General features: G+C 42.7%; 22 protein-coding genes and 1 pseudogene. 18 read left to right on the top strand and 5 right to left on the bottom strand.

What is annotated here, in order from left to right:
* Positions 1 to 24 precede the first annotated feature (24 nt).
* The gene (locus tag PCH02S_RS31105) at positions 25 to 183 is read right to left on the bottom strand and encodes a YjzC family protein (protein WP_127457982.1); all 159 of its coding nucleotides are present in this window, start codon (positions 181 to 183) and stop codon (positions 25 to 27) included.
* 335 nt (positions 184 to 518) lie between these two features.
* On the opposite strand from PCH02S_RS31105, the gene PCH02S_RS31100 reads away from it, so the two are divergent.
* From PCH02S_RS31100 to PCH02S_RS31085, 4 genes are all read left to right on the top strand, one after another.
* Positions 519 to 920 carry an OsmC family protein gene (locus PCH02S_RS31100; protein ID WP_127457981.1) on the top strand — a complete coding sequence of 134 codons (402 nt, stop codon included), beginning with the start codon at positions 519 to 521 and terminating at the stop codon, positions 918 to 920.
* 688 nt (positions 921 to 1,608) lie between these two features.
* On the top strand, positions 1,609 to 1,833 hold the full coding sequence (locus PCH02S_RS31095) for a DUF896 domain-containing protein (protein WP_174806844.1): 225 nt from the start codon (positions 1,609 to 1,611) through the stop codon (positions 1,831 to 1,833).
* Between the two features lie 163 nt (positions 1,834 to 1,996).
* Entirely contained in the window at positions 1,997 to 2,560 is a 564-nt protein-coding gene (locus PCH02S_RS31090) for an NADPH-dependent FMN reductase (protein WP_127457979.1), read from the top strand.
* A 40-nt stretch (positions 2,561 to 2,600) separates the two neighbouring features.
* Positions 2,601 to 3,599: a type I glyceraldehyde-3-phosphate dehydrogenase gene (locus PCH02S_RS31085; RefSeq protein ID WP_127457978.1), complete on the top strand. Its 999-nt coding sequence runs from the start codon at positions 2,601 to 2,603 to the stop codon at positions 3,597 to 3,599.
* A gap of 325 nt (positions 3,600 to 3,924) precedes the next feature.
* On the opposite strand, the gene nagA is transcribed toward PCH02S_RS31085, so the two are convergent.
* From nagA to PCH02S_RS31060, 3 genes are all read right to left on the bottom strand, one after another.
* Positions 3,925 to 5,076, bottom strand: coding sequence for an N-acetylglucosamine-6-phosphate deacetylase (gene nagA, locus PCH02S_RS31080; RefSeq protein WP_127457977.1), 1,152 nt, complete (start codon positions 5,074 to 5,076; stop codon positions 3,925 to 3,927).
* The gene (locus tag PCH02S_RS31075; RefSeq protein WP_174806843.1) at positions 5,066 to 5,860 is read right to left on the bottom strand and encodes a DeoR/GlpR family DNA-binding transcription regulator; all 795 of its coding nucleotides are present in this window, start codon (positions 5,858 to 5,860) and stop codon (positions 5,066 to 5,068) included. Before PCH02S_RS31075 ends, nagA begins: the two co-directional genes overlap by 11 nt.
* 883 nt (positions 5,861 to 6,743) lie before the next feature.
* The gene (locus PCH02S_RS31060; RefSeq protein ID WP_127457976.1) at positions 6,744 to 7,532 is read right to left on the bottom strand and encodes an alpha/beta fold hydrolase; all 789 of its coding nucleotides are present in this window, start codon (positions 7,530 to 7,532) and stop codon (positions 6,744 to 6,746) included.
* A gap of 213 nt (positions 7,533 to 7,745) precedes the next feature.
* Here PCH02S_RS31060 and PCH02S_RS31055 point away from each other — a divergent pair, with 213 nt between their 5' ends.
* From PCH02S_RS31055 to PCH02S_RS31000, 13 genes are all read left to right on the top strand, one after another.
* Entirely contained in the window at positions 7,746 to 8,246 is a 501-nt protein-coding gene (locus tag PCH02S_RS31055) for a cysteine hydrolase family protein (RefSeq protein WP_127457996.1), read from the top strand.
* Positions 8,247 to 8,566: 320 nt separating this feature from the next.
* Entirely contained in the window at positions 8,567 to 9,211 is a 645-nt protein-coding gene (locus PCH02S_RS31050) for a class I SAM-dependent methyltransferase (RefSeq protein WP_127457975.1), read from the top strand.
* 794 nt (positions 9,212 to 10,005) lie between these two features.
* Positions 10,006 to 10,269, top strand: a complete 264-nt coding sequence (locus tag PCH02S_RS31045) for a hypothetical protein (protein WP_127457974.1) — start codon at positions 10,006 to 10,008, stop codon at positions 10,267 to 10,269.
* 332 nt (positions 10,270 to 10,601) lie between these two features.
* On the top strand, positions 10,602 to 12,428 hold the full coding sequence (locus PCH02S_RS31040) for an ABC transporter substrate-binding protein (RefSeq protein WP_127457973.1): 1,827 nt from the start codon (positions 10,602 to 10,604) through the stop codon (positions 12,426 to 12,428).
* A 95-nt stretch (positions 12,429 to 12,523) separates the two neighbouring features.
* On the top strand, positions 12,524 to 13,534 hold the full coding sequence (locus PCH02S_RS31035) for an ABC transporter permease (protein ID WP_127457972.1): 1,011 nt from the start codon (positions 12,524 to 12,526) through the stop codon (positions 13,532 to 13,534).
* 1 nt (position 13,535) lies between these two features.
* Positions 13,536 to 14,372, top strand: coding sequence for an ABC transporter permease (locus PCH02S_RS31030; RefSeq protein WP_127457971.1), 837 nt, complete (start codon positions 13,536 to 13,538; stop codon positions 14,370 to 14,372).
* A gap of 2 nt (positions 14,373 to 14,374) precedes the next feature.
* On the top strand, positions 14,375 to 15,385 hold the full coding sequence (locus PCH02S_RS31025; protein WP_127457970.1) for an ABC transporter ATP-binding protein: 1,011 nt from the start codon (positions 14,375 to 14,377) through the stop codon (positions 15,383 to 15,385).
* Positions 15,372 to 16,172, top strand: coding sequence for an ABC transporter ATP-binding protein (locus PCH02S_RS31020; RefSeq protein ID WP_127457969.1), 801 nt, complete (start codon positions 15,372 to 15,374; stop codon positions 16,170 to 16,172). Before PCH02S_RS31025 ends, PCH02S_RS31020 begins: the two co-directional genes overlap by 14 nt.
* Before the next feature lie 25 nt (positions 16,173 to 16,197).
* Positions 16,198 to 16,527: a YvdQ family spore coat protein gene (locus tag PCH02S_RS35970; protein WP_164819806.1), complete on the top strand. Its 330-nt coding sequence runs from the start codon at positions 16,198 to 16,200 to the stop codon at positions 16,525 to 16,527.
* Entirely contained in the window at positions 16,418 to 16,690 is a 273-nt protein-coding gene (locus PCH02S_RS37110; RefSeq protein WP_127457968.1) for a DUF3231 family protein, read from the top strand. The genes PCH02S_RS35970 and PCH02S_RS37110 overlap by 110 nt, the downstream gene beginning before the upstream one ends.
* Entirely contained in the window at positions 16,653 to 16,751 is a 99-nt protein-coding gene (locus PCH02S_RS37105; RefSeq protein WP_407670148.1) for a hypothetical protein, read from the top strand. Before PCH02S_RS37110 ends, PCH02S_RS37105 begins: the two co-directional genes overlap by 38 nt.
* Before the next feature lie 431 nt (positions 16,752 to 17,182).
* Positions 17,183 to 17,770, top strand: coding sequence for a sigma-70 family RNA polymerase sigma factor (locus PCH02S_RS31005; RefSeq protein ID WP_127457967.1), 588 nt, complete (start codon positions 17,183 to 17,185; stop codon positions 17,768 to 17,770).
* Positions 17,763 to 18,518: a hypothetical protein gene (locus PCH02S_RS31000; RefSeq protein ID WP_127457966.1), complete on the top strand. Its 756-nt coding sequence runs from the start codon at positions 17,763 to 17,765 to the stop codon at positions 18,516 to 18,518. The genes PCH02S_RS31005 and PCH02S_RS31000 overlap by 8 nt, the downstream gene beginning before the upstream one ends.
* Before the next feature lie 308 nt (positions 18,519 to 18,826).
* Here the strand turns inward: PCH02S_RS31000 and PCH02S_RS30995 are convergent.
* Positions 18,827 to 19,266: pseudogene (locus PCH02S_RS30995) on the bottom strand (transposase); the annotation flags it as partial.
* 324 nt (positions 19,267 to 19,590) lie between these two features.
* Between PCH02S_RS30995 and PCH02S_RS30990 the strand changes: the two are divergent.
* Positions 19,591 to 20,418, top strand: a complete 828-nt coding sequence (locus PCH02S_RS30990) for a hypothetical protein (RefSeq protein WP_127457965.1) — start codon at positions 19,591 to 19,593, stop codon at positions 20,416 to 20,418.
* The last annotated feature ends 333 nt before the right edge of the window (positions 20,419 to 20,751 follow it).

Here is a 20,751-nt window from a genome sequence, read left to right as displayed (position 1 = left end):
CGTTTCCACATAAAATTTACTTATTCATGCTTCATGCTTCCAAGTGGTTGCTTTTCCTGTCTTAGGACAGTTAGGGAAAGTATCACCTGCTTGAAGAACAACGTGTCCTCCATCACCATCAATATAATGTCCAGCTTCCGTTACCTTTTCACCCGTCTTGTGGCGATGATTTGGGTTTGCCATACGGCGTCACACTCCTTAGTTAATTGTGACACATAAATAGAGAACATGTATTCACAAAAAGTAATATTCCCTTATCATGAATAAGATGAACCTTCCAATTTTGGCCATATCCAAATGGGCAAGCAGTGTTTTGCCGTCTCGAAACCTACAGTCTGGTGGAAAAAAGTTGTAGAGTTACTGGGAGTTAAACTAACGGGCAAATAAATAGATTCGATCAAGAATTATTTATAGGTTATATCTATTAAATAAATTGTTTTAATATATTTCACTACTATCATCGCAAGAGCAATAATACAGTTATCCTTATTATGAAGAATATAATTGGAGGGAATACAGTGGTTATCTCAACAAGTGGAAGCGAAACTTATATTACGGAAATTTTTAATGGTACTTCCAAAATTCATTCTGATGTTACTGAAGAGAAAGGGGGGAGTGGGAAATATTTTAGACCACATGATCTGATAGAATCAGCTTATGCTTCGTGTTTAAATATTACTACGAGAATGATATTGGACTCTATGAATGTATCTTACGACGGGATTATTGTTAAAGTTGAATTGGATAGAAGCAACGAAGTAAAGACTATATTTAAGTACCAAATTGACATTTCAGGATCAATCGATAAAGAAACCAAGGAAGTAGTATTGAGAAAGGTAATGAACTGTCCAGTTAAAAAAACATTATCTAAACAGCTAGAATTTATTAATGAAGCAGTATTATCTGAGCAAAGGATATGATTACTTTAAAATAACTCGACAGCACCCGGTTACTTGCCGGCTGCTGTTTTTGTTGAGCTAACGGGAGACGTGAGTTGAGAATTATGGGAGCTGTTCGCCGTGATCGTCAGTAGATGTTATTTCATTAAAGGAAGAATTCACAAACACTCGGAAGGAATATTTATAACAAATCTTAAAGAAAATCTTTGTATTGGAGTGAGCAGAATGGATAGTAGGTTAATCGAACTACTTAAAAATATCAAGAAAAGACCAGGCATACATCTCGGAAGAAAATCACTCCTATTTCTTCAACACTTTTTTATGGATATCAAAATTGTTTATATGATCTTGAAGGCGAATTTTACCACTTAACAGGATTTCAGGAATATATAGAAGATATTTATGATATCCATGGATTTAATAATTGGGCAAGTATAATTCAGTTGAATTGTACAACTGATGAAGAAGCCTTTGATAAATTCTATCATCACCTTGATGAATTCTTCGAAAATATGGATTTAACTTCCGAAGATAAAATCTAGATACTAGATCCCTATAACACCAAAGACAGCTTTTGATCTTGATCACTGAATCGGAAATCAAATTAATTGAAAGCAAGCTATTGACAATTATCTTAATATCTAATATCTTTATATTAAGATTAATTAATTTAAGATATTGTCTAATCGATTCCAAGGAGGTAATGGGAATGATTCCAATTTTGAACCGTATTAATGAACTGAGTAGAATTGAGCGCAGTTCAGGTCTATCTGATACTGAGGAAGCGGAACAAGCAGCGCTTCGGACGCAGTATTTACAGATTTTACGCGGGCAACTATTAACAACGCTTCTGAACGTGTCTGTAATGGATGAATTAGGGAACGATATTACACCTAAAAAACTTCTTGATAAAAAAATAGCTAATGATCAATAATTTTTTCTCTAATATCTTAAATTTAAGAATAAATAAATTAAGATAGTTTTGAGATTGGCAACCAGATTGGTTATATAGCCGCGGCACCTAAACTAAAGTTATCCCACACTTAATATGGAAAGTATTGTATGATTATATGAGAATGAATTCCGGAGGTTGGCTGATGTCAATAAGAATAGGGATTATTGTAGGAAGTTTGAGGGAAAACTCTTTTAATCAGATGATTGCGAATTCGATTCCAGAACTTGTAGATTCCGTGGAATATGAAAACATATCGATTGCTAATCTTCCCCTCTATAACGCGGATTTGGATCATGGAGAAGGGCTAGTTCCGGTTAAGCATTATCGCGAGGCGATTCAGAAGACGGATGGCATTCTTATAGTTAGCCCTGAGTACAACTCAGGTATACCGGGAGTACTGAAAAATGCACTGGACTGGGCATCTACACCTACCAAAACGGCCGTCTTAATTCATAAGCCTTCAGGTGTGATAGGCGCAACACCAGGCGCAAAAGGGACGATTCTTTCGCAGCAGCAAATCAGACAAACATTGGATGCCATCCAGTCCTATGTGATGCCTGCTCAAAAAATGTATATTTCTCAAATCACGGACAAGATTGATTCAAATACTCGTAAGCTCACAGATGATACGACTCGCAAATATTTACAGCGTTATGTTCAATCATTTGTGCAATGGATTAATCAGGTACAACGGCTTAATGAGTAGTGAAGAAGATAATAACTAAACTATATATATGGAGGCTATTATGGGTAAAATTGCGATTTTTGGATTTGGACGTATCGGAAGACAGCTCCTTCGGGCGGCGTTGCAACAAAACTTGTTTGTCCCCTTTTCCATCTCGGATATTAAAGACGAAGCTACGCTTGCAGCACTTTTTGAAGTGGATACAAATTACAAACGTTGGCATGAGAAAGTATCTGCTCAAGAAGGCGCAATCGTAATCGGCGACCGAGAAATTCGTTATTTGAATTCGGTCGCAGAATTGCCGAATTGGGGTGAGTTAGGCGTGGAATTGGTCATTGATTGTACCGGACGAGCCGTTACGCGATCAGTAGCTGAACTGCACTTGGAGCGAGGCGCCAAAAGGGTGCTTGTCAGCGGCCCGAGCAAAACCTTAGAAGATTGCGACGCAGTACTTCTTAAAGGAATTAATTTAGAAAGCTTCGATCCGGAAAAGCATAAAATCATTAGCATGGCGAGTTGTACGACCAATGCGCTTGCACCTGTAGTCAAATTGGTTAGAGAAAACTATGGCATTCAATACGGATTATTCTCTACGGTACACTCGTATACGAATACGCAATCGTTGACGGATCAGCCAATGAAAGACCGACGGGATTCATGGGCGGCAGCCGAGAACATCATTCCGTCATCCTCAGGTGCGGCCAAAGCTCTGAAATTCATTTGGAATGACCTGCAAATCACAGGCAAAGCCTACCGGATTCCGACCCGCACTGGGAGTATCGCAGAACTTAATTTAATAACGGAAAAACGATGCACCGTTCAAGAGATTAACGATATGTTTCGAGAAGCTGCAAAAGAAGGCGAATTAAAGGGAGTTCTTGATGTTTTGGAAGGGGAATGGGCCTCGTCCCGTATCGTAGCTGATCCCCATTCATCGATTATTGACTTGCCTTTAACCCAAGTACAAGGTGAACTATTGTCTGTCGCTACTTGGTATGACAACGAATGGGGTTATGCTTCACGGTTGGCTGAGGTAGCCTCATATCTAGTTGCAAAATGATAAGCTAGACGATTGATAATGAATTGGATGCATCTTAGAATGTATGAGCGAAGCCAAAGGCGACAGCCAATACATTCTAAGATGCATCTTTTCTCGTCTTACAGGTGAAAATGAACTCACAGCAGAACAAGTGGTTGAACAAGCACTAAACTATAAGCCCATTCAGCTATAAACATTGCGCTAACGGTGAACTATAGTTCAACACCGGAGAAGGCAGTCGGTCACTTTTGGCTCGATTGCCTTTCCTTATGCTACTTGAAGGGGAATCTTATTTAACTAATATGAAATATGCGTATCGGTAATCGAGGATTTCGATGATTCCTGCTTAGAAAGAGATGATTTGACCCTTAATCATTGTCCATTGCACTTGGAATTGTTTATTTAACAAGACAAGATCAGCGTCAAAGCCCGTGGAGATTCTGCCAAGGGTATCAAGGCTTAATATTCGTGCAGGTGTGGTTGAAGCCATTTGAACCGCGTCTTTTAAAGAAATGCCGGTTTCTACGGTTAGACGGAGTGCCTCATTCATCGTAACCGTACTGGAGGCTAAAGTCCCATCCTCTAGTCGAGCTACACCGTCGGAAACTGTAACATGATGGCCACCGAACACATAATTCCCATCACCTAGTCCCATGGCTTGCAAAGCATCTGTGATAAGTACCATCCCATCTGGTCCTTTCAGACGATGCATCATTCTAACGATCGCAGGATGCAAATGAATACCATCCACAATCGCTTGGAGGCTTACATGTTCTTCTTCAAAAGCGGCTACAACCAGACCGGGGTCACGATGATGAATCGGTCGCATACCATTGAAACAATGCGTAACGTGACTCGCTCCGGCTTCAAAGGCTTGCTTTGCTTCCTCGTATGTGGCATCCGAATGCGCAACGGCGATGATGACGCCATTTTCTTTCAGAAAAGAGATGAGCTCCATCCCGCCTGGTAATTCTGGGGCTATTGTAACCATCTTAATCAGACCATCTGCTTCGTTAAAAATTTCTTTCATTTCAGTAAGATTCGGATGTCGTAAAAACCGTTCATTTTGCATACCTTTACGTTTCGGATTCAGGTAAGGACCCTCTAGATGAAGCCCGGCAATTTTGGCCCCGACTTCATGCCCGATTACACGTTTCACACTACGAATCATGGCCAGTAATTCTTCAATTGTAGAGCTAACGGAGGTAACCAGAAACGAGGTGCAGCCCGTTTGAGCACAAGCACGCGAAACCTCCTGAATACTCGCCACACTGCCATCCATCATATCGAACCCGTTAGCACCGTGGATATGCACATCTATCATACCAGGTATCAATAAATGTCCTTGGCCATCCAATAGTTCATACTCGCCCTCCGGAAGAGAAGAAAGACCGCTTTCTAACTTTTCAATAATCCCGTTTCTTATCCAAAGTGTGGCAGGTAGAACAAGATCGTCCGGTTGAATCACGTTTACGTTGTGCAAAATTTTAAGACTCATCTTTGTTATCCTCCTCGTATCTGTCTTTCTCTTCACATTGAATAATCGCTATATTTTTATTATGGAGTACTTCTCTTATTTCGTTAGGCACCTCTTGATCGGTAATCAAAATATCCACAAAGTCAAAATCTAGACGATAAACCGATTTGCTTGTAAATTTCGTGAAATCAGCCACGACGATTACCTGATCCGATCTGCGGGCCATCTCTTTTTTTACAGAAACATCATCTTCGTAAGGGAAATAAAGCCCATCAGTTTGTATAGATGTAGCTCCGATAAAAGCCTTATCAGCTCTTAATTCTCTTAGCTTATCAATGACGGAAGGTCCATATAATAACCGATTCTTGGTATGTAAATAACCACCTAGCACATATACTTGCAGATCTTCCCGTCCTGAGAGAATGCTTACAATGTCTATGGAATGTGTGACAGCTGTAATATTTTTAGCTGAAATTTGTTCTGCTACAGACTGTACCGTAGTTGATACGTCTAAAATGACTGTTTCCCGATCTTGAACTAGTTTAGCTGCGATCTTCCCAATTTTACTTTTACTGTCTGTTTCGTCAATTAAACGTTCCTGATAGGAGGCTATTTCCTTCTTCAATTGAGGTAAAGCGACGCCTCCATGTGTACGAATAACGACCCCTTCTTGTACTAATTTAACAATATCTCTTCGGGCTGTATCCCTAGATACTTCTAGAAGAGAGCAGATGTCCATAACACTCATCGCATGGTGTTCATTAATATAATCGAGTATTTTCAGTAATCTTTCCTCTTGATACATTATCATCACCTCTTGTAAGTAAGTTTATCATAAATATTAAGTATATTAAAGTTATTATTAAGTATCTTTAAGTATTTAGGATGATTTCCCTATCTGTTTAACTAACGCATTAGCGTAATAATGATTAGTTGTTAGAAGAAATAACCCTGGATTGCATGTATTCTAAGAACCTCTTGACTGTGAGTGAAGCGTATTCTTTATCCTTCATTGCAAGCCCAATCTTGCCCAATCTTGCGGTATGCCGGGACTTCGAGCTCCTTCACAATAATTCGATAGGGAATTCGCTTCAAAATCAGCTCTGGTAATATGCTAATACCCAGACCGCTTTCTACCATCGACATGATGGCGTAATTTAAATGGAAGTATGGAAACGACAGGACATCATCTACTCGGCATTGGCTATGGACTAATTGCAGCTGGTTTTTATGCCGTTTTGACATTGGCCAATAAATTTGTATCCAGTTCAACACTGGGTTTTTATTTGTTTTTTTCTGGTATGAAAACACTGAAAGGGCCAAAGTATAGCCCTCTTAAGTTTTAATTGGCGCAGTTTTACTTTTGGCTTCTATCTGGTTAGGCGAGAATGGTGATGGATTGACATCTGAGGTGAAAAGATGAATATCCTTCCAGCGGAAGATCCTAATTCCACCCACTTAAACCAAAAGAGATCAACCAGTAAAACTGGCTGACCTCATAATACGACGAGGAACGATAGTTGAACACAACTTAAAAGGCAGCCTGTCGGAGGATGCCATATTTATTGAAGCAGGGCAGGATGGCGGCAATTATCTTATTTAAATGATTAATAAATGTCCGATGAATTACTACATATTATCTGAGGCGATTGTGAGTATCTTACAAAAAAGGTTGCCGTTTTCTTCATTTAGTTCATTACAGTGAATTCACAAAGTAACTCATTCAACTTGTCGCGCTCTTCGTAGAACGAACCGTGGCCGCTGTACATGAACGGCACGAGCCGTGAAAGGGGGATTTTTCGATGCATCTCTTCTGCCTGGCTGAAAGGAATTACCTTGTCGTGAATGCCATGCACGATCAGTGCCGGCACATGGATGCTAGGCAGGTCGGCATTCAGATCGAAGTCGCGCAGCATGATGATGATCGCGGCCGTTGACCAACCGGCAGCTTGCATACCCATCTGATTAAACCAGTCCGAGAGTGGCTTGGTGATGTACTGGAAGAAGAAAATGTCAGTTACGCCGTGCATCATATTTGCCCGGTCGTTCAATGTTTGTTTTAGCAACTGCGCTGCAGTCTCCTTAGTAAAGCCCCTTGGCGCTGCCGCGTCTATTAGCACGAGCTTGGATACGCCTCCGCCATTGTAACGCACCACGTATTTGATAGCTATTGCACCTCCGGTTGAATGTCCGGCGAGCACGAAATCTTTCAACTGTAACGTGTCAACAACTATGCGGATATCGTCCGCAAGCCGCTCTAGAGTATAACCGCTATAGGGACGATCTGACTTACCGAAACCGCGCCAGTCGATACCGATGCACCGAAATCCTGCGCTCGGCAGAACATTGAACTGATACTCGAACTGGTCATGGCTGAACGGCCAGCCATGAAGAAACACGATCGTCTTGCTTCCTTCCGGGTTGATGTCCTCTACGTAGAGCTTTACACCTGGCTCTACCGTTACGTAATATCCCACTGTCTATGCCTCCACGAATCATAATCCTTTCCCGATAGAATACGCGACATGCGCCCAAAACGTGACCTTAACAAGACCATAATTCTTGCTGACGAAGGAGGTGCTTCACCTTTTTACGGATGGATATTGCTGCTTGTTTAATTTAAGGGCTGTTTAGTTCAAAAAAATGATACAATAAAATATAAGTTTAAGTTAAGTTATGAGGTGGGAATGATGGGGAATTGTGCAGATGTTTTATTAGTTATCGATTTGCAAAATGGTGTATGTTACGATAAAGAGCATTTATTTGAATTGGAAAAATTGCTAGCTAAAGTAAATGAAAGAATTCTCTTATACAGAAAGCTGGATAAACAAATTATTTTTGTTCAACACTGTGATGAGGAATTAGTACCTGGAGAGGAACTTTGGGCTATTAATGCAAAACTTGATGTTCAAGCGCAGGACTTTTTAATAAAAAAAATACATGCAAATTCATTCTACAAAACGAGCTTAAAAGAAAATTTAGATCAATTAAATGTAAGCAGTATAGAGTTTTGCGGTGCCCAAACTGAATACTGTATGGATGCTACTATTAAATTCGCTCATGGACTCGGTTACAAAAACCTTATGGTAAGAAACGCTACCTCCACATTAAATAACCCATTTATGTCTGCTGAAGAGACTATTAATTTCTATGAAAATATGTGGAGTCATAGATATCTAGAGTTCATATAAGATGAAAATTAAAATGAACGTAAATTACGCTAACGAGAACGATAGATTAAAAACAGGGAGTAGGTCGCCGCGATTGGCATCTGCTCCCTGTTTATTGAAATAAGGCAGGATAATCAAGTAAGGATATGGAATTTAATGGTAATAACAAGAGGGTGAAATTATTGCGATGAACTTCCAAAATACAGATTTAGTACAAGATGCAATAAAAGGTGAATCCAATGATTAATAAATAGCAACGTACATTGTACTTTGAAATACTTTTCTTCGTTCAATGTGTAATCGGATTTAAAATTTAATGAATGAAAAAAGGAGGAAAAATTATGAATTTAGAAAAAATGAGCGACTTTTTCACAGCCAGAGTCGAAACATACGATAGTCATATGCTAAGCAATGGGGGTAAAGAGGGATACGAAAAAATAGCACAACTTATTCCGCAAAATGTAGATACACTATTGGATTTAGGCTGTGGAACAGGTCTTGAACTCGACGAAATCTTTAAAATTAATCCTCTAATTAGCGTTACTGGTATTGATTTAACAAAAGCAATGCTTGATAAGTTGAAGGAGAAACATCCAAACAAGCACTTAAAATTAATTAATGCAAGTTATTTAGATTATGACTTTGGACAATCACTTTTTGATGTAGCAATTTCTTTTCAAACAATGCACCATTTTTCACATGAAGAAAAAACAAAACTATATAGGAATATTTGTAATGCGTTAACTCATCAAGGGCAATATATAGAGTGTGATTATATGGTAATTGACCAATTTGAAGAAGATAAACTTTTTGACGAAAATCGCAGAATACGTTTAGAACAGGGAATATCAGAAGGGGAATTTTATCATTTTGATACACCTTGTACAGTTGATAATCAAATAAAAATGTTGCTTACAGCAGGCTTCAATAAAGTTGAAAAAGTATGGAGAAAGGAAAATACAACAATTTTAATTGCGAGTAAGTAATGTAATTAATAAGCATTTTCTTTGGTCTACAATGTTTTACTATAATCATGATTATAAATATTATCTACACTTTACTTGCGGATGGTAAAATGCTTGATGAAATTTCCGCTCAGTTTATGCGTAGCGGCAATTGGCTGAGTAAGCATATGAACGCCGCTGTTAGTTTAAATTAGCTTAATCCAAACAAGGAGCTGCCACGGCAGCTCCTTGTTCTTCTTCACAAAATAAGGAGTTTGATACAGATGTCTTGTGTTTGTCGCGCAACTAACGGGCAGATTAGTTTAATGACAAGGGAATAGTGATATAGAACCAGATTTACTAATCAACTGTAAAAAGGGACGAAGTGTATTGATTTTGATATGGGAGAAAATGAATGATTGAATATCGCGGAATTGAAATTTTGTTTAAAAATGGATACATTCTGACAAATGGACAGTATAACGGGTACAGCCGAGATACGTGTAAAAATAGATCATAGTCTGGATAACGTTTCTATATTTATAGCAGGACCTCAAATAGCCCAGAAACTACTTTTTAATGTTCTGGTCTATTTCCATTTTAACCTGCCGGGATTGTATCTACAATATGCGGGACTGGCTACCTGTATTTCCGGGTACCTGAGTATTTACTAAGTAAGTGTTATGGTAAAATAAAGAAAATTTTTAGGTGGGTGTATTATGGATAGAACTACACTTTCGTACCACACCATTGTCCTTTTCGGCCTCCATCGGTCTGCGAACGTCCCTCCGATAAACGAAAATACGAAGATCGGCGATGACGTGGAGGCATAAAGCATGTCAAATTTAGCTGAGCTCGAGAATGTCCATGCAGATATTGAATCCGTTCATGAGGTCGTCCAATGTTTAAAAGCAAGAATAGATGGCATATATATTGGAATTCACCTTCTTAAAAATCTGGAGGGCAATTACTTTTATGAACTCAGTCATTATTACAGAGGCGCAGACACCGCTGGACCTCTTGTTGCTATGGATAAGAATATTATCCCATTACAAGCCGCTTATATTATGGCTTTTTTGATTATCATCATAAATTATTAGAGCGGAGTGTCACAGGAACCAATAATGGTCGTTCCAATTCAACATATAGAAACCAATGGATACTTGGCTTATGAAATTCTACTGGATAAAAATGAGTTTGGAATGCTTGATGAAATTGAGGTCTAAGGTGTCTATAAGCTTACTTTCCGGACGACAACTATAGTTGTGATAACAAGTAGGGATACTGGAGATTTCCAGTATCCTATTTTTATTTTGCTTGAACCATCCGATTGGTAATAACAGGAACAAATTCGTCATAGGCTACTAGAGAAACCGCTTACATAGAAATAAAACTTTTACGAAGTCCAACTGTTTGAATGGAGGGCTAGAAAATGAAACACAGAAAATTTGTCACCGTAATTAGTGGACTTGCCATGGTAGCCACCACACTTTTGGCAGCCTGTGAAGCACCCCCGACTCCACCGTCCACGGCTACCAATCAGACCACCAAACCGGAGACCACGGTGCCGGCAGGACAGACAGCTGCACCGACAACGACTACGGCTCTTAAGGAAACGCCCAGGAACGAGACCATGTATATCAATGGTTTACAATGGGGACCGCCTGCCAATTTCAACTTGATAAGCGGGAATCCGGCTTTTCCCATCAACTATGGAAACTCCAGGGAATTGGTCTATGAAACGCTGTTCATGATTAACCAGTTGAACGGACAATTGGAACCTTTACTTGGAACCAAATATTCGTGGACGGATGACATGACCTTAAAAGTGGAACTCAACAAGGACGCCAAATGGAGCGACGGCAAGCCTTTTACGGCGGACGATGTAGTCTACACTTATAAATTAGGGAAAAAATATGAAATCAACTGGAGTAGCTTCTGGACCTACATTGAAGATGTCGTCGCGGAGGGACCGAATACCGTTAATATTAAAATGAACAAAACCACGCCAAACAAGCTTACTGTACTCGACAGCATAGAGCTGATTCCGATGCTTCCGAAGCACATCTGGGAAGAGCTTGAGAAGAAGGCCAACAACGATCTGCCGACCCTACGTAAGGAAATCAATGCCGATCCGGTAGGTACAGGTCCTTACAAAATGTATTTCTATAACGATCAGAAGATCACCGTCGTTCGAGACGACAACTACTGGGGCAAAGCCTTGTTCGGCAAGCTTCCTGCTCCTAAGTACATCACCCATGTTATTTATAAAGACAACACCGCGGGAGACCTTGCATTCAAAAGTAATCAGGTGGATGTGTCCCAACAGTTTATTCCGCAGGTTTGGAATATGTGGAAGGATGGCGCTCCGATCAGGACTTATTTGAAGGAAGCACCGTACTATCTGCCCGGCTCTATGCCTTCTATCTTCTTTAACATGTCGAAGAAGGGTCTCGATAATGCGGATGTGAGAAGAGCCATTGCCATGAGCATCGATTATAAAAAGGTTTCCGACTTGGCCATGAGCGGATATTCGGCACCAATGCAGCCATCCCTTACTTTGAACACGTCGGCGGAAGCTAAATATGTGGATCAGAATGCTATCAAGCCGCTGCAGTGGACTACGGATGTGGCCGGTGCTAACGCCCTGCTCGACAAGATCGGAGCGAAGAAGGGTTCAGACGGTATACGCGTGCTGAACGGAACAAGACTAGGGCCATACGAAGTGGAATGTCCATACGGATGGGCTGACTGGAATGCATCGCTTGAGATTGTCGCCCAAAGCGCTAAATCCATCGGTATTGAAATCCGAACTAAGTTCCCGGAAGCACCTGTTTGGACGAATGATCTGCAGACGGGGAAATTCGACATTATCATGAATACGCCTGCCGGTGCGGTAAGCCCAAGCCAGCCTTGGAGCCGAGCCAGAGCGATTATGTACTCCAAAGGCGTAGCTCCACTGGGAGAATTGGCCTTCTGGAACTGGGGTAGATATAAGAACGCGAAGGCTGATGAAATTATCGATAAAATCCCATCGGTTTCCGACGAAGCCCAATTGAAATCCATGTACACGGAGTTGACCAAAATGTGGCTTACCGATGTTCCTTCTATTCCGCTCATGTACAGACCATGGGTATTCCACACCGTGAATGAAACGGTTTGGAAAGGATTCCCGGCACAAAGCGATGGCAGTAACATTCCTCCGCAGATAACGATTGACGGGGCGGGCTTCAAATCCCTGTTCCAGATTCACAACTGATCCCATAGGGGCCTATATTGGGTAAATGTGAATGTGACCCCAATATAGGCTTCTTTTTCCAACCTTAAATCAGCTACCCAAGGGGTGTGTACAATTTGAATGCCTATGCGAAGTATTTTACCAAGAAGTTCTTCTGGTATTTTCTTACCCTGCTTATAGCAGTGACGTTAAACTTTGTTCTGCCGAGGCTAATCCAAGGTAACCCGATCAGCATGATTGCTGCCCAAATGACACAGGGGATGACGGACAGCGATTCGATCAAGAAAGTATATGAAACCTTTACAAAAGAGTTTGGCGTTGACAAGCCGATCGGGACCCAGTTTGTTATCTATATCAAAAATTTATTTACAGGCAACTTAGGAACCTCGTTCGGCCTGTACCCCAAGCAGGTTACGGATATTCTCGCTTCCGCGGTTCCTTGGACCATAGGATTGCAGCTGCCCGCTATTTTGACCGGGTGGATCCTGGGAAATATTCTCGGAGCAGTGGCTGCCTATAAAAGAGGCGTGTTCGACAAAGTTCTTTTCCCAGCCGCTTTATTCGTCAACTCCATTCCTTTTTTTACTCTCGCGATCATCATGCTTTTTATATTCGGACTCACACTGCACTGGTTTCCCTTGGCAGGTGGATACGATTACCAGATGATGCCACAGCTCAGTCTTGATTTTTTCATTTCGGTCATAAGACATCATACGCTCCCGTTTCTCTCCATTGTTATAGTAACTATTGGTGGCCAAGCCATAGGGATGAGGCAGATGTCCCTATACGAGCTGAATTCGGACTACGTCCTCTATAGTAAGCTGCTTGGGATCCGTGATTCGAAGATCGCCAAGTATGTGTTCCGGAACGCCATGCTTCCCCAAATAACTGGACTTGCCCTGTCTATAGGAACGATGGTCGGTGGATCCTTAATCTGTGAAATTGTATTTTCGTATCCCGGGATCGGTACTTGGTTGTTTACCGCCATACGGCAGCTGGATTACCCACTCATTTCTGGGTGCACACTGCTCATAGCCGCTACCGTGCTGCTTGCGAATTTCATCATTGAAATTGTTTATGGATTGGTTGATCCAAGAATCAAGGCGGCTCAAATGGAGGATCAATAACATGTCTAATTCATATAGCATATTAGTTAAATCCCCCAAGTTCATCATAGGAGGGGCCGTTCTTCTGGCTATGATTGCGCTGGTGTGGATCTACCCGTTGTTTAATAAAAAGGATCCGCTGGAGATGATGGCACTCGCTTTTCAGCACCCGAGTTCCACTCTTCTTCTAGGATCTGATAATTTCGGAAGAGATGTGTTTCTCGAGCTTACGTACGGCATAAGAACATCCCTCAAAGTAGGATTGATTGCCGGTATTTTCGCGACCTCTATTGGGCTTGTGATTGGTTTGTCTTCAGGCTACATCGGAGGTTTAGTCGATAATTTCCTATCAGCCGTAACGAATATTTTCATCGTCATTCCGTCATTTATCATTTTGATCCTCATCTCCGTCAGTATCGATTCCCGTAGTTCCTTAGTGACAGCGGTCATTATCGGGGTTACCAGCTGGCCTTGGACAGCCCGGGCGGTACGTGCCCAAACGACTTCCTTAAGAAACCGGGATCATGTGAATCTGGCCAAAATTTCCGGTCACAGCACACCGCGGATCATCGCGTTTGAAATTCTTCCATACATCGCCTCTTACGTGGTTATGGCTTTTGTCCTTCAGACTGCTTCCGGCATTCTATCGGAGGCCTCTATCTCCATGCTGGGATTGGGACCCTACAATACGATCTCGCTGGGGATCCTTATGAACTGGGCGCTGGTGTTCGAAGCTCCGGTCGCAGGGGCTTGGTGGGCATTCATTCCGGCTGCGCTGTCCATTGCTATCATCACCTTCTCCCTTTATTTAATGAACACGGGGATGGATGAAATCTTTAATCCCAAGATAAGGAGCTAATTATGGGCAAAAACATATTAGAAGTAGGAAGGTTGAAAACCTACTATAAAACTCGGCTGAAAGAAAAGGTACACGCGGTCGACGGAGTCGACTTCGTGCTCGAAGAAGGAAAGACGCTGGGCATCGCAGGGGAATCCGGCTGTGGCAAGTCTACTCTTGCCCTCAGCCTGATGGGCTTTTATTTTCCGCCACTGCATTATAATAGCGGATCCATTGTGATCAACGGAACGGATATTATGAAGCTCAGCAAGGAGCAGCTAAGGTTACAAATATCCGGACGGGAAATTGCGTATATTCCTCAGGCGGCGATGAATGCGTTGAATCCGACGTTGAGAATCATTCGCTTTATCGAAGATATCATGAAAGAGCATAAACCGGAGTTGACTAAGAAGCAGGTTTGGGACATGGCTGCCGAGCGTTTTGAGACATTAAATTTGTCACCCAGTGTACTGAACTCTTATCCGAATGAATTATCCGGCGGGATGAAGCAAAGGACCGTCATAGCTATCTCCAGTATATTAAATCCGAAGGTGTTGATTGCGGACGAACCGACTTCCGCACTGGATGTTACATCACAGAAGGCCGTTATCAAGCTGATGAAGGATTTGCTTGCCAAAGGGTTCATCAAATCCCTTGTGTTCATCACCCACGAGCTGCCGCTGCTGTACCATGTGACCGATGATATTATGGTCATGTATGCGGGAGAAATCGTCGAGAGAGGAACGGCGAGACAGATGATTTTTGACCCGCTGCACCCGTATACGAAGAAATTGATGGGATCCATCATCGTTCCCGAAGAAGGTATGAAGGAGCATAAACTAACTGCTATCCCCGGAGCCCCGCCTAATTTGAAGAAAGTACCCGAGGGCTGCCGGTTTGCGGATCGGTGCCCTTACGTCCAGGACCAATGCCGGATAGGGAAAGTGGAAAACCGGGTTGCCGACGACCGGATTTACCGGTGCCTTTTTGATACCCAGACGTTAAAGGGGTGGTACGTTAATGAGCAGGAATGACGTTCTCATCAGCGGAAAGAACATTACGAAAACATTCGGTTACGGAAAGAATAAAATAACGGCAGTTCATGATGTGAATTTCACATTCCATGAAGGAGAAATCATTTCTATAGTCGGGGAAAGCGGCAGCGGCAAAACCACCCTGGCCAAAATCATGATGGGTTTACTGAAGGAATCCAACGGAAATATCCAATATAAGGGCAAACCGAGGCAACTGAGGACCCATGCTAACCGCAAAGAGTATTGGAAGGATATCCAGGCGATATTTCAGGATCCTTTCTCCTCTTTCAATATGTTCCATAAAGTGGAAAAGCTATTAATCGATTGTATTAAGCTGCAGGGGCTGAAGCTTTCGAAAGAAGAGCAGTTTCACAAGATGAAAGACGCCTGTTCCTTTGTTAATCTGAAGTTCGAGGAGCTGTATAACAAATATCCTTTTGAGCTTTCGGGGGGACAGATGCAGCGGCTAATGATCGCTCGAATCTTTATGCTGCATCCCAAAGTATTGATTGCCGATGAGCCGACCTCCATGGTCGATGCCTGCTCACGTTCCACGATCCTGGATATGCTTCTGAAGCTGCGGGATGAGAACAACATGACCATCATCTTCATCACCCATGACGTGGGCCTGGCCTATTATGTGAGCGATACATTATATATTATGGAAAAAGGGAAAGTCGTAGAGAACGGCCAAGCGGAAAAAATCCTGCTGAATCCTCAGCACACATATACCCAGCAGCTGATTTCCGATGTGCCGAAGATTCATTCGGAGTGGAATCTGGGGTAATCCTAAGTATCCAGAATACCCGGGTTTGCGAGCAGGATTACTTTCAGAATCTAAAAATGAGCTTATGAATTCGCCTGTTATTCAGCCCCTTGAAAAAGTTGATTTTGTACATAGCCAAAAGTTTTTAGGCTCTTTTTTTCAAAAAGGTAGACCCCTACAAGGATTGGAAATTGCGCATATCTTCGGAAATCTGAATAACGATATCACTAGTAAAGCACTTATTATTGGGTTTGCTCAAGTAGCAAATGCAAAAGCACATCGAATTGTTAACAGAAAAATTGTCTCAAGATGGATTGCCCTCCCCGACACTAAAAGATCATTTGGTGACTTCTTCTGCAATCTCACCATTTTCTGACAAGTTCATGGTTTTTCACAAAGTTGACATGTTTAATGTGAAAATTAGGGAATATGCCAATGGCTTATCACTAAAACGGAAGAATAGATATTGGTGCTTTATTTTTGAAATGCCAATCCGAAGTAATGCTATATGTGGAAGATGGCGCAAATCTCATGATTGACAACGGATGGTTGGAAAAACCACCAGAAGCAGTTGACCGTAGTAAATTCATAAACAAATAAATTCGCCAATTACAATGATGGATTAAGCTAACGGATAACGTTAGTTGATAAAAAGACACCCGCGGCAGCTGGCCATGATCGGCTGCCGTTTCCACGCTAACGGGCAGCATTCTTACAATATGGGATAGTACAATACCCTTGTCGAAGGCAACACCACCTACATGGGCAGCCTTCAGCAACTGTTGAGTACGCTGAGGCTGATTTACCAGCTGTATGTGGATCAAATCTTGAATCCGAGAAAACGAATTAACGCCTTTATAGTGGATGCGAGTTTCCAGCGATTGCTAGTGCCCGCATTTTTTTCATGCTCTATAATAGTGACTTGAAGAAAAAAACGACCGCTGCTTGTTAATGGATTTCATTAAGCGGCGTATTAACATACGTAAACGGCTTGCTTGGATGAAAAAGAAGCATAGGAAGGAGGAAAGCGAATGGAGAGCGTCCGAGTAAACAAGGACATATTCAGGGAGCGAACGGACAAGCTCCGTGCTGCCGGAGAGGTTCTGTCAACCGAACAATTTTCCCGGATCTATGAACAGTACTTTAACCGCGTGTACAAGTATATTTACTACCGGATTCAGAATCAGTATGAGGCGGAGGATGTTTGCAGCCAAGTGTTTGAACGGGTTATTGTCAATTATGGCAGCTTCTCGGAGGAAAAAGCCGTATTCGAGGTGTGGTTGTTCGCCATAGTACGGAATGCCGTCACTGATTACTTTCGCGCTCGGAAAAAGAGATTTCATTTCTCCTTGGACTCTATTACTGAGTTGATCTGGCCGAAGCCTTCACCCGAGGAGCTAGCCATCCAGGTTGACGACCATCAGGCGCTGTTTCAAGCGTTTGACAAGTTGCGCGACAAGGAACGCAACATCATCGCCATGAAGTTTGCCGCCGGTCTCAAAAACTCGGAGATTGCGGCACTCATGGGAGTAAGTGAATCCCAGATCGGTGTCATTGTCTACAGGAGCTTGAAGAAGCTGCATAAATTTTTGGGGACAGGGGGGTTGATGGATGAATAAAAAACAAGACCTCAAACGATTCGAGGATGTGATCGATTTGCTTGAAAATACAAAGCTTGATAATCCATTGGCGAAAGAACGGATTCACAGGCGTCTGGTACATAAGATCGAGACGCAAACCATTTCACCGAATAATACGATGAGGGACGGGATAACGACGTTGAATAGAACATGGAAAACGGCTGCTGTGGCTGTACTTGGTGTAATGCTGATTGGCGGAGTGCTGTCGACAACCTCCTACGCCCAAGGTATGATGCAATCGATCTTGGCGAAGTTTCATGTAGGCAATATGGACATCGTCCAAGTAGAAAAGGAGCTTTCGGTGTCTGCCAATAATGCCTCCGCCCAGAAGCAAGGTTCCGAAACCGATAGAGTGGAGCGGCCGACGCGGCCGATGATGACCGTGGACGAAGCCCGTACCGCCGTGGGAATGAATTTCCCGGCTCCATCCTGGATGGCTGACTTCAAGTATGTCAACACCGTCATTCACGGTAAGACGATGGTAGAGGTGCAATACGAGCAAGGCGAAAAATCCGTGAATTTCTTGATTTCGCAAGGCGGCAAGAACGGAATTGAAACGACCGGAGAAGTGAAAACGGAAATGATCGATGGAACCCAGCTGTATTTTGCAAACGGAATTGTTATCTGGGAAGACAAGGGATTTACGATCGAGATGTATGCGATGGATGATTTCGATGCGGATACGCTGAAGAAAATCGTCAAAAGCTTCGGCGTTGGCAATCCTTGACGCAAGAGCAAATTAATAAGTCGCAGTCCAATGTAGATAACTTGATTCAAACGCAGCGAGCGGCTCCGGCTCCTGCGGCTTGTCAATAAAATTGGAGCTTAAGTCGTACAACATTTGTTATCTTCCAACCGTTTATGCGTGAATATGTTGATAAGTATGTTGTCAGGCTTACAATTTAGCCGGGAGGCACAAAAATACATCATTCCAAAAATGAATGATGTTCAGATTGTAGAGAAACCCATGTCTTTTACGCAGACATGGGTTTCTTTTCTGTCTCTACCCTCAAAATATGCGAGGTCGAGGAAGGCTTAAGCCTTCTTCGACCTCCGTTCTAAGTGGAGGGCAATCTTCTTCATGTTCTGTACAGCTGCGGTCATGAGCGCTTGCTCTGTCGCATTACACAGCCCCTGTAAACGGCAATAGCGAAACCCGTGGAGTTCTTTAGCATCCGTGAAGCTTCGCTCAATCGTCTCTTTCGTTTCCGGTACAGCCGTTTCCCGGATTTGCTTAGCCGGTTTAAATGCACCTGCTCCTTACTATCCTCCCAGATGTGAGTCGTCACCACTTTCCGCTTGTTTTTGGACTGAGTGCATTTTTCCACCATTGGGCAGACTGTGCATTGTTTCGGATCAGAAGCATACTGCCGGTATCCTTTGCGATCGATCGTTCTGTATACCAGTTGCTGCTTCTGTGGACACAGGTAGATATTGCGTTCTGCGTCGTAATTAAATTCCCATTCGTTGAGGATGAGGTGCGAAGCGGACTTTTGATTTTAAGAGCTTAAACTCCAAGACAATGAGTCGAAGTCTGTTTTTCATTTATAACCGAAACCGGTTTGTTACGCCCATTCTTCAGGAATGGATTCAATTTTTCAAAACTATGAGCTTTTAAATATCCGTAATGTTCACCTCTCCTCCAGGATGGAATCTGGAAGCGATTATTTATAAATGCTCGCAATTTGTTAATAGAATGGACGCTTTTGCGTATTAACCTATGTCAGATCAAAATGACCCAAATCAAATTGCGCAATTTGATTGCACCGCCCATTACAAAGAAAAAGGATGGTATCAATATGCCTAAAAAAAAGTGGAAACCAATTGCCGTAAGCGCCATTGCCGTAGTAAGTCTGGCCGGCGCACTTCAGATGACAACCTATGCTCAGGATATAACGAAGCCTTTCCTAGCGCATTTTCAAGTCGGTAATTTGGAAATTAAGCAGTATTCTAAGCAGTATTCCGATTTGGAGGCAATTCCGGCACCATCGACTGCAGACGTCGCTTCTGCGGCTTCGCAGTCAGCAATCTCGCAGAGGCAAGCCGGCACTCCTTCATCGCTGACGATTGCGGACGCCAGACAAGCGTTAGGAGTGGACTTTCCCGTGCCGGCTTGGCTTCCGGAACAGTATAAGTACCTGAATAGTGTGGTTCAAGGCGCACACGCGGTTGAGCTGCAGTATCAGCAAGGCAATGATCTGATCTCGCTACTGATTTCGAGCGGTGGCCAGAATGGAGTCAGCACCACGGAAGATGTCAACACGGAGATGATTGGCGGAACGAAAGTCTACTTTACAAACGGTATCGTAATATGGAACTATGACGGCTTCACCTACGAATTGTATCAGATGGCCGAGCATGATTTGGATCATGAAACGATTGGCTCCATCATTGATTCCTTGGCAACAGGCAAGCAATATGCCGATTCTCAAGCTTTCTTCTCAGGCCAGGCCAAAGCCGGACAAATGAGCGAAGCCGATGTGGAGAAGGCGGTTCTCTTCTCTATCAAGAAGGACAATCAATTCAAAGCCGCAATGGGCGATAATTATGAAAAAGTGAAGTCTGGAGAGCTTACGCGAGCGCAAGGTCAAGCATTATTAGAGGAAGCGGAAGCGTTGCAGAAATAAGCTTTTGCCGGCTGATGGCATATGGAAAGCGCGGAGAATAGTTCCGCGCTTTTCTTGTTTGGGAAAAAGACGATGAGGTTAACCCGTTTATCTGGTTAACCTCATCGTCCTTTTTCATAGACTTCCGTTTGCGAAGGCGGCCTCTCCTTCTCTCCCTCATTTGTTCCTGTCAGATCAAGGTTATTTGTTCGAGTTGGGATTTTCCCATTGATCCGTCCATTCGCTCTTTTCCCATTCTTCCAAATTAATCAGTCCGAGTCCTCTGCCGACTGCTCGCAGTTCCACAACATCGCTTGTTATGCGAGATCTAGACGTCAACGGCAGCCGGCATAT

Origin of the sequence: Paenibacillus chondroitinus NBRC 15376 (assembly GCF_004000765.1) — a bacterium.
Classification (GTDB): Bacteria; Bacillota; Bacilli; order Paenibacillales; family NBRC-103111; genus Paenibacillus_E; species Paenibacillus_E chondroitinus.
This window is presented reverse-complemented; position numbering and strand designations above follow the sequence as displayed.

Excerpts from the sequence above, each read along its gene's own strand:
- PCH02S_RS31105 (WP_127457982.1), bottom strand. The coding sequence starts at position 183 with ATGGCAAACCCAAATCATCGCCACAAGACGGGTGAAAAGGTAACGGAA.
- PCH02S_RS31095 (WP_174806844.1), top strand. The coding sequence starts at position 1,609 with ATGATTCCAATTTTGAACCGTATTAATGAACTGAGTAGAATTGAGCGC.
- PCH02S_RS31090 (WP_127457979.1), top strand. The coding sequence starts at position 1,997 with ATGTCAATAAGAATAGGGATTATTGTAGGAAGTTTGAGGGAAAACTCT.
- PCH02S_RS31085 (WP_127457978.1), top strand. The coding sequence starts at position 2,601 with ATGGGTAAAATTGCGATTTTTGGATTTGGACGTATCGGAAGACAGCTC.
- nagA (WP_127457977.1), bottom strand. The coding sequence starts at position 5,076 with ATGAGTCTTAAAATTTTGCACAACGTAAACGTGATTCAACCGGACGAT.
- PCH02S_RS31075 (WP_174806843.1), bottom strand. The coding sequence starts at position 5,860 with ATGTATCAAGAGGAAAGATTACTGAAAATACTCGATTATATTAATGAA.
- PCH02S_RS31055 (WP_127457996.1), top strand. The coding sequence starts at position 7,746 with ATGGGGAATTGTGCAGATGTTTTATTAGTTATCGATTTGCAAAATGGT.
- PCH02S_RS31050 (WP_127457975.1), top strand. The coding sequence starts at position 8,567 with ATGAATTTAGAAAAAATGAGCGACTTTTTCACAGCCAGAGTCGAAACA.
- PCH02S_RS31045 (WP_127457974.1), top strand. The coding sequence starts at position 10,006 with ATGTCAAATTTAGCTGAGCTCGAGAATGTCCATGCAGATATTGAATCC.
- PCH02S_RS31040 (WP_127457973.1), top strand. The coding sequence starts at position 10,602 with ATGAAACACAGAAAATTTGTCACCGTAATTAGTGGACTTGCCATGGTA.
- PCH02S_RS31030 (WP_127457971.1), top strand. The coding sequence starts at position 13,536 with ATGTCTAATTCATATAGCATATTAGTTAAATCCCCCAAGTTCATCATA.
- PCH02S_RS31025 (WP_127457970.1), top strand. The coding sequence starts at position 14,375 with ATGGGCAAAAACATATTAGAAGTAGGAAGGTTGAAAACCTACTATAAA.
- PCH02S_RS31020 (WP_127457969.1), top strand. The coding sequence starts at position 15,372 with ATGAGCAGGAATGACGTTCTCATCAGCGGAAAGAACATTACGAAAACA.
- PCH02S_RS37110 (WP_127457968.1), top strand. The coding sequence starts at position 16,418 with ATGCAAAAGCACATCGAATTGTTAACAGAAAAATTGTCTCAAGATGGA.
- PCH02S_RS37105 (WP_407670148.1), top strand. The coding sequence starts at position 16,653 with ATGCTATATGTGGAAGATGGCGCAAATCTCATGATTGACAACGGATGG.
- PCH02S_RS31005 (WP_127457967.1), top strand. The coding sequence starts at position 17,183 with ATGGAGAGCGTCCGAGTAAACAAGGACATATTCAGGGAGCGAACGGAC.
- PCH02S_RS31000 (WP_127457966.1), top strand. The coding sequence starts at position 17,763 with ATGAATAAAAAACAAGACCTCAAACGATTCGAGGATGTGATCGATTTG.
- PCH02S_RS30990 (WP_127457965.1), top strand. The coding sequence starts at position 19,591 with ATGCCTAAAAAAAAGTGGAAACCAATTGCCGTAAGCGCCATTGCCGTA.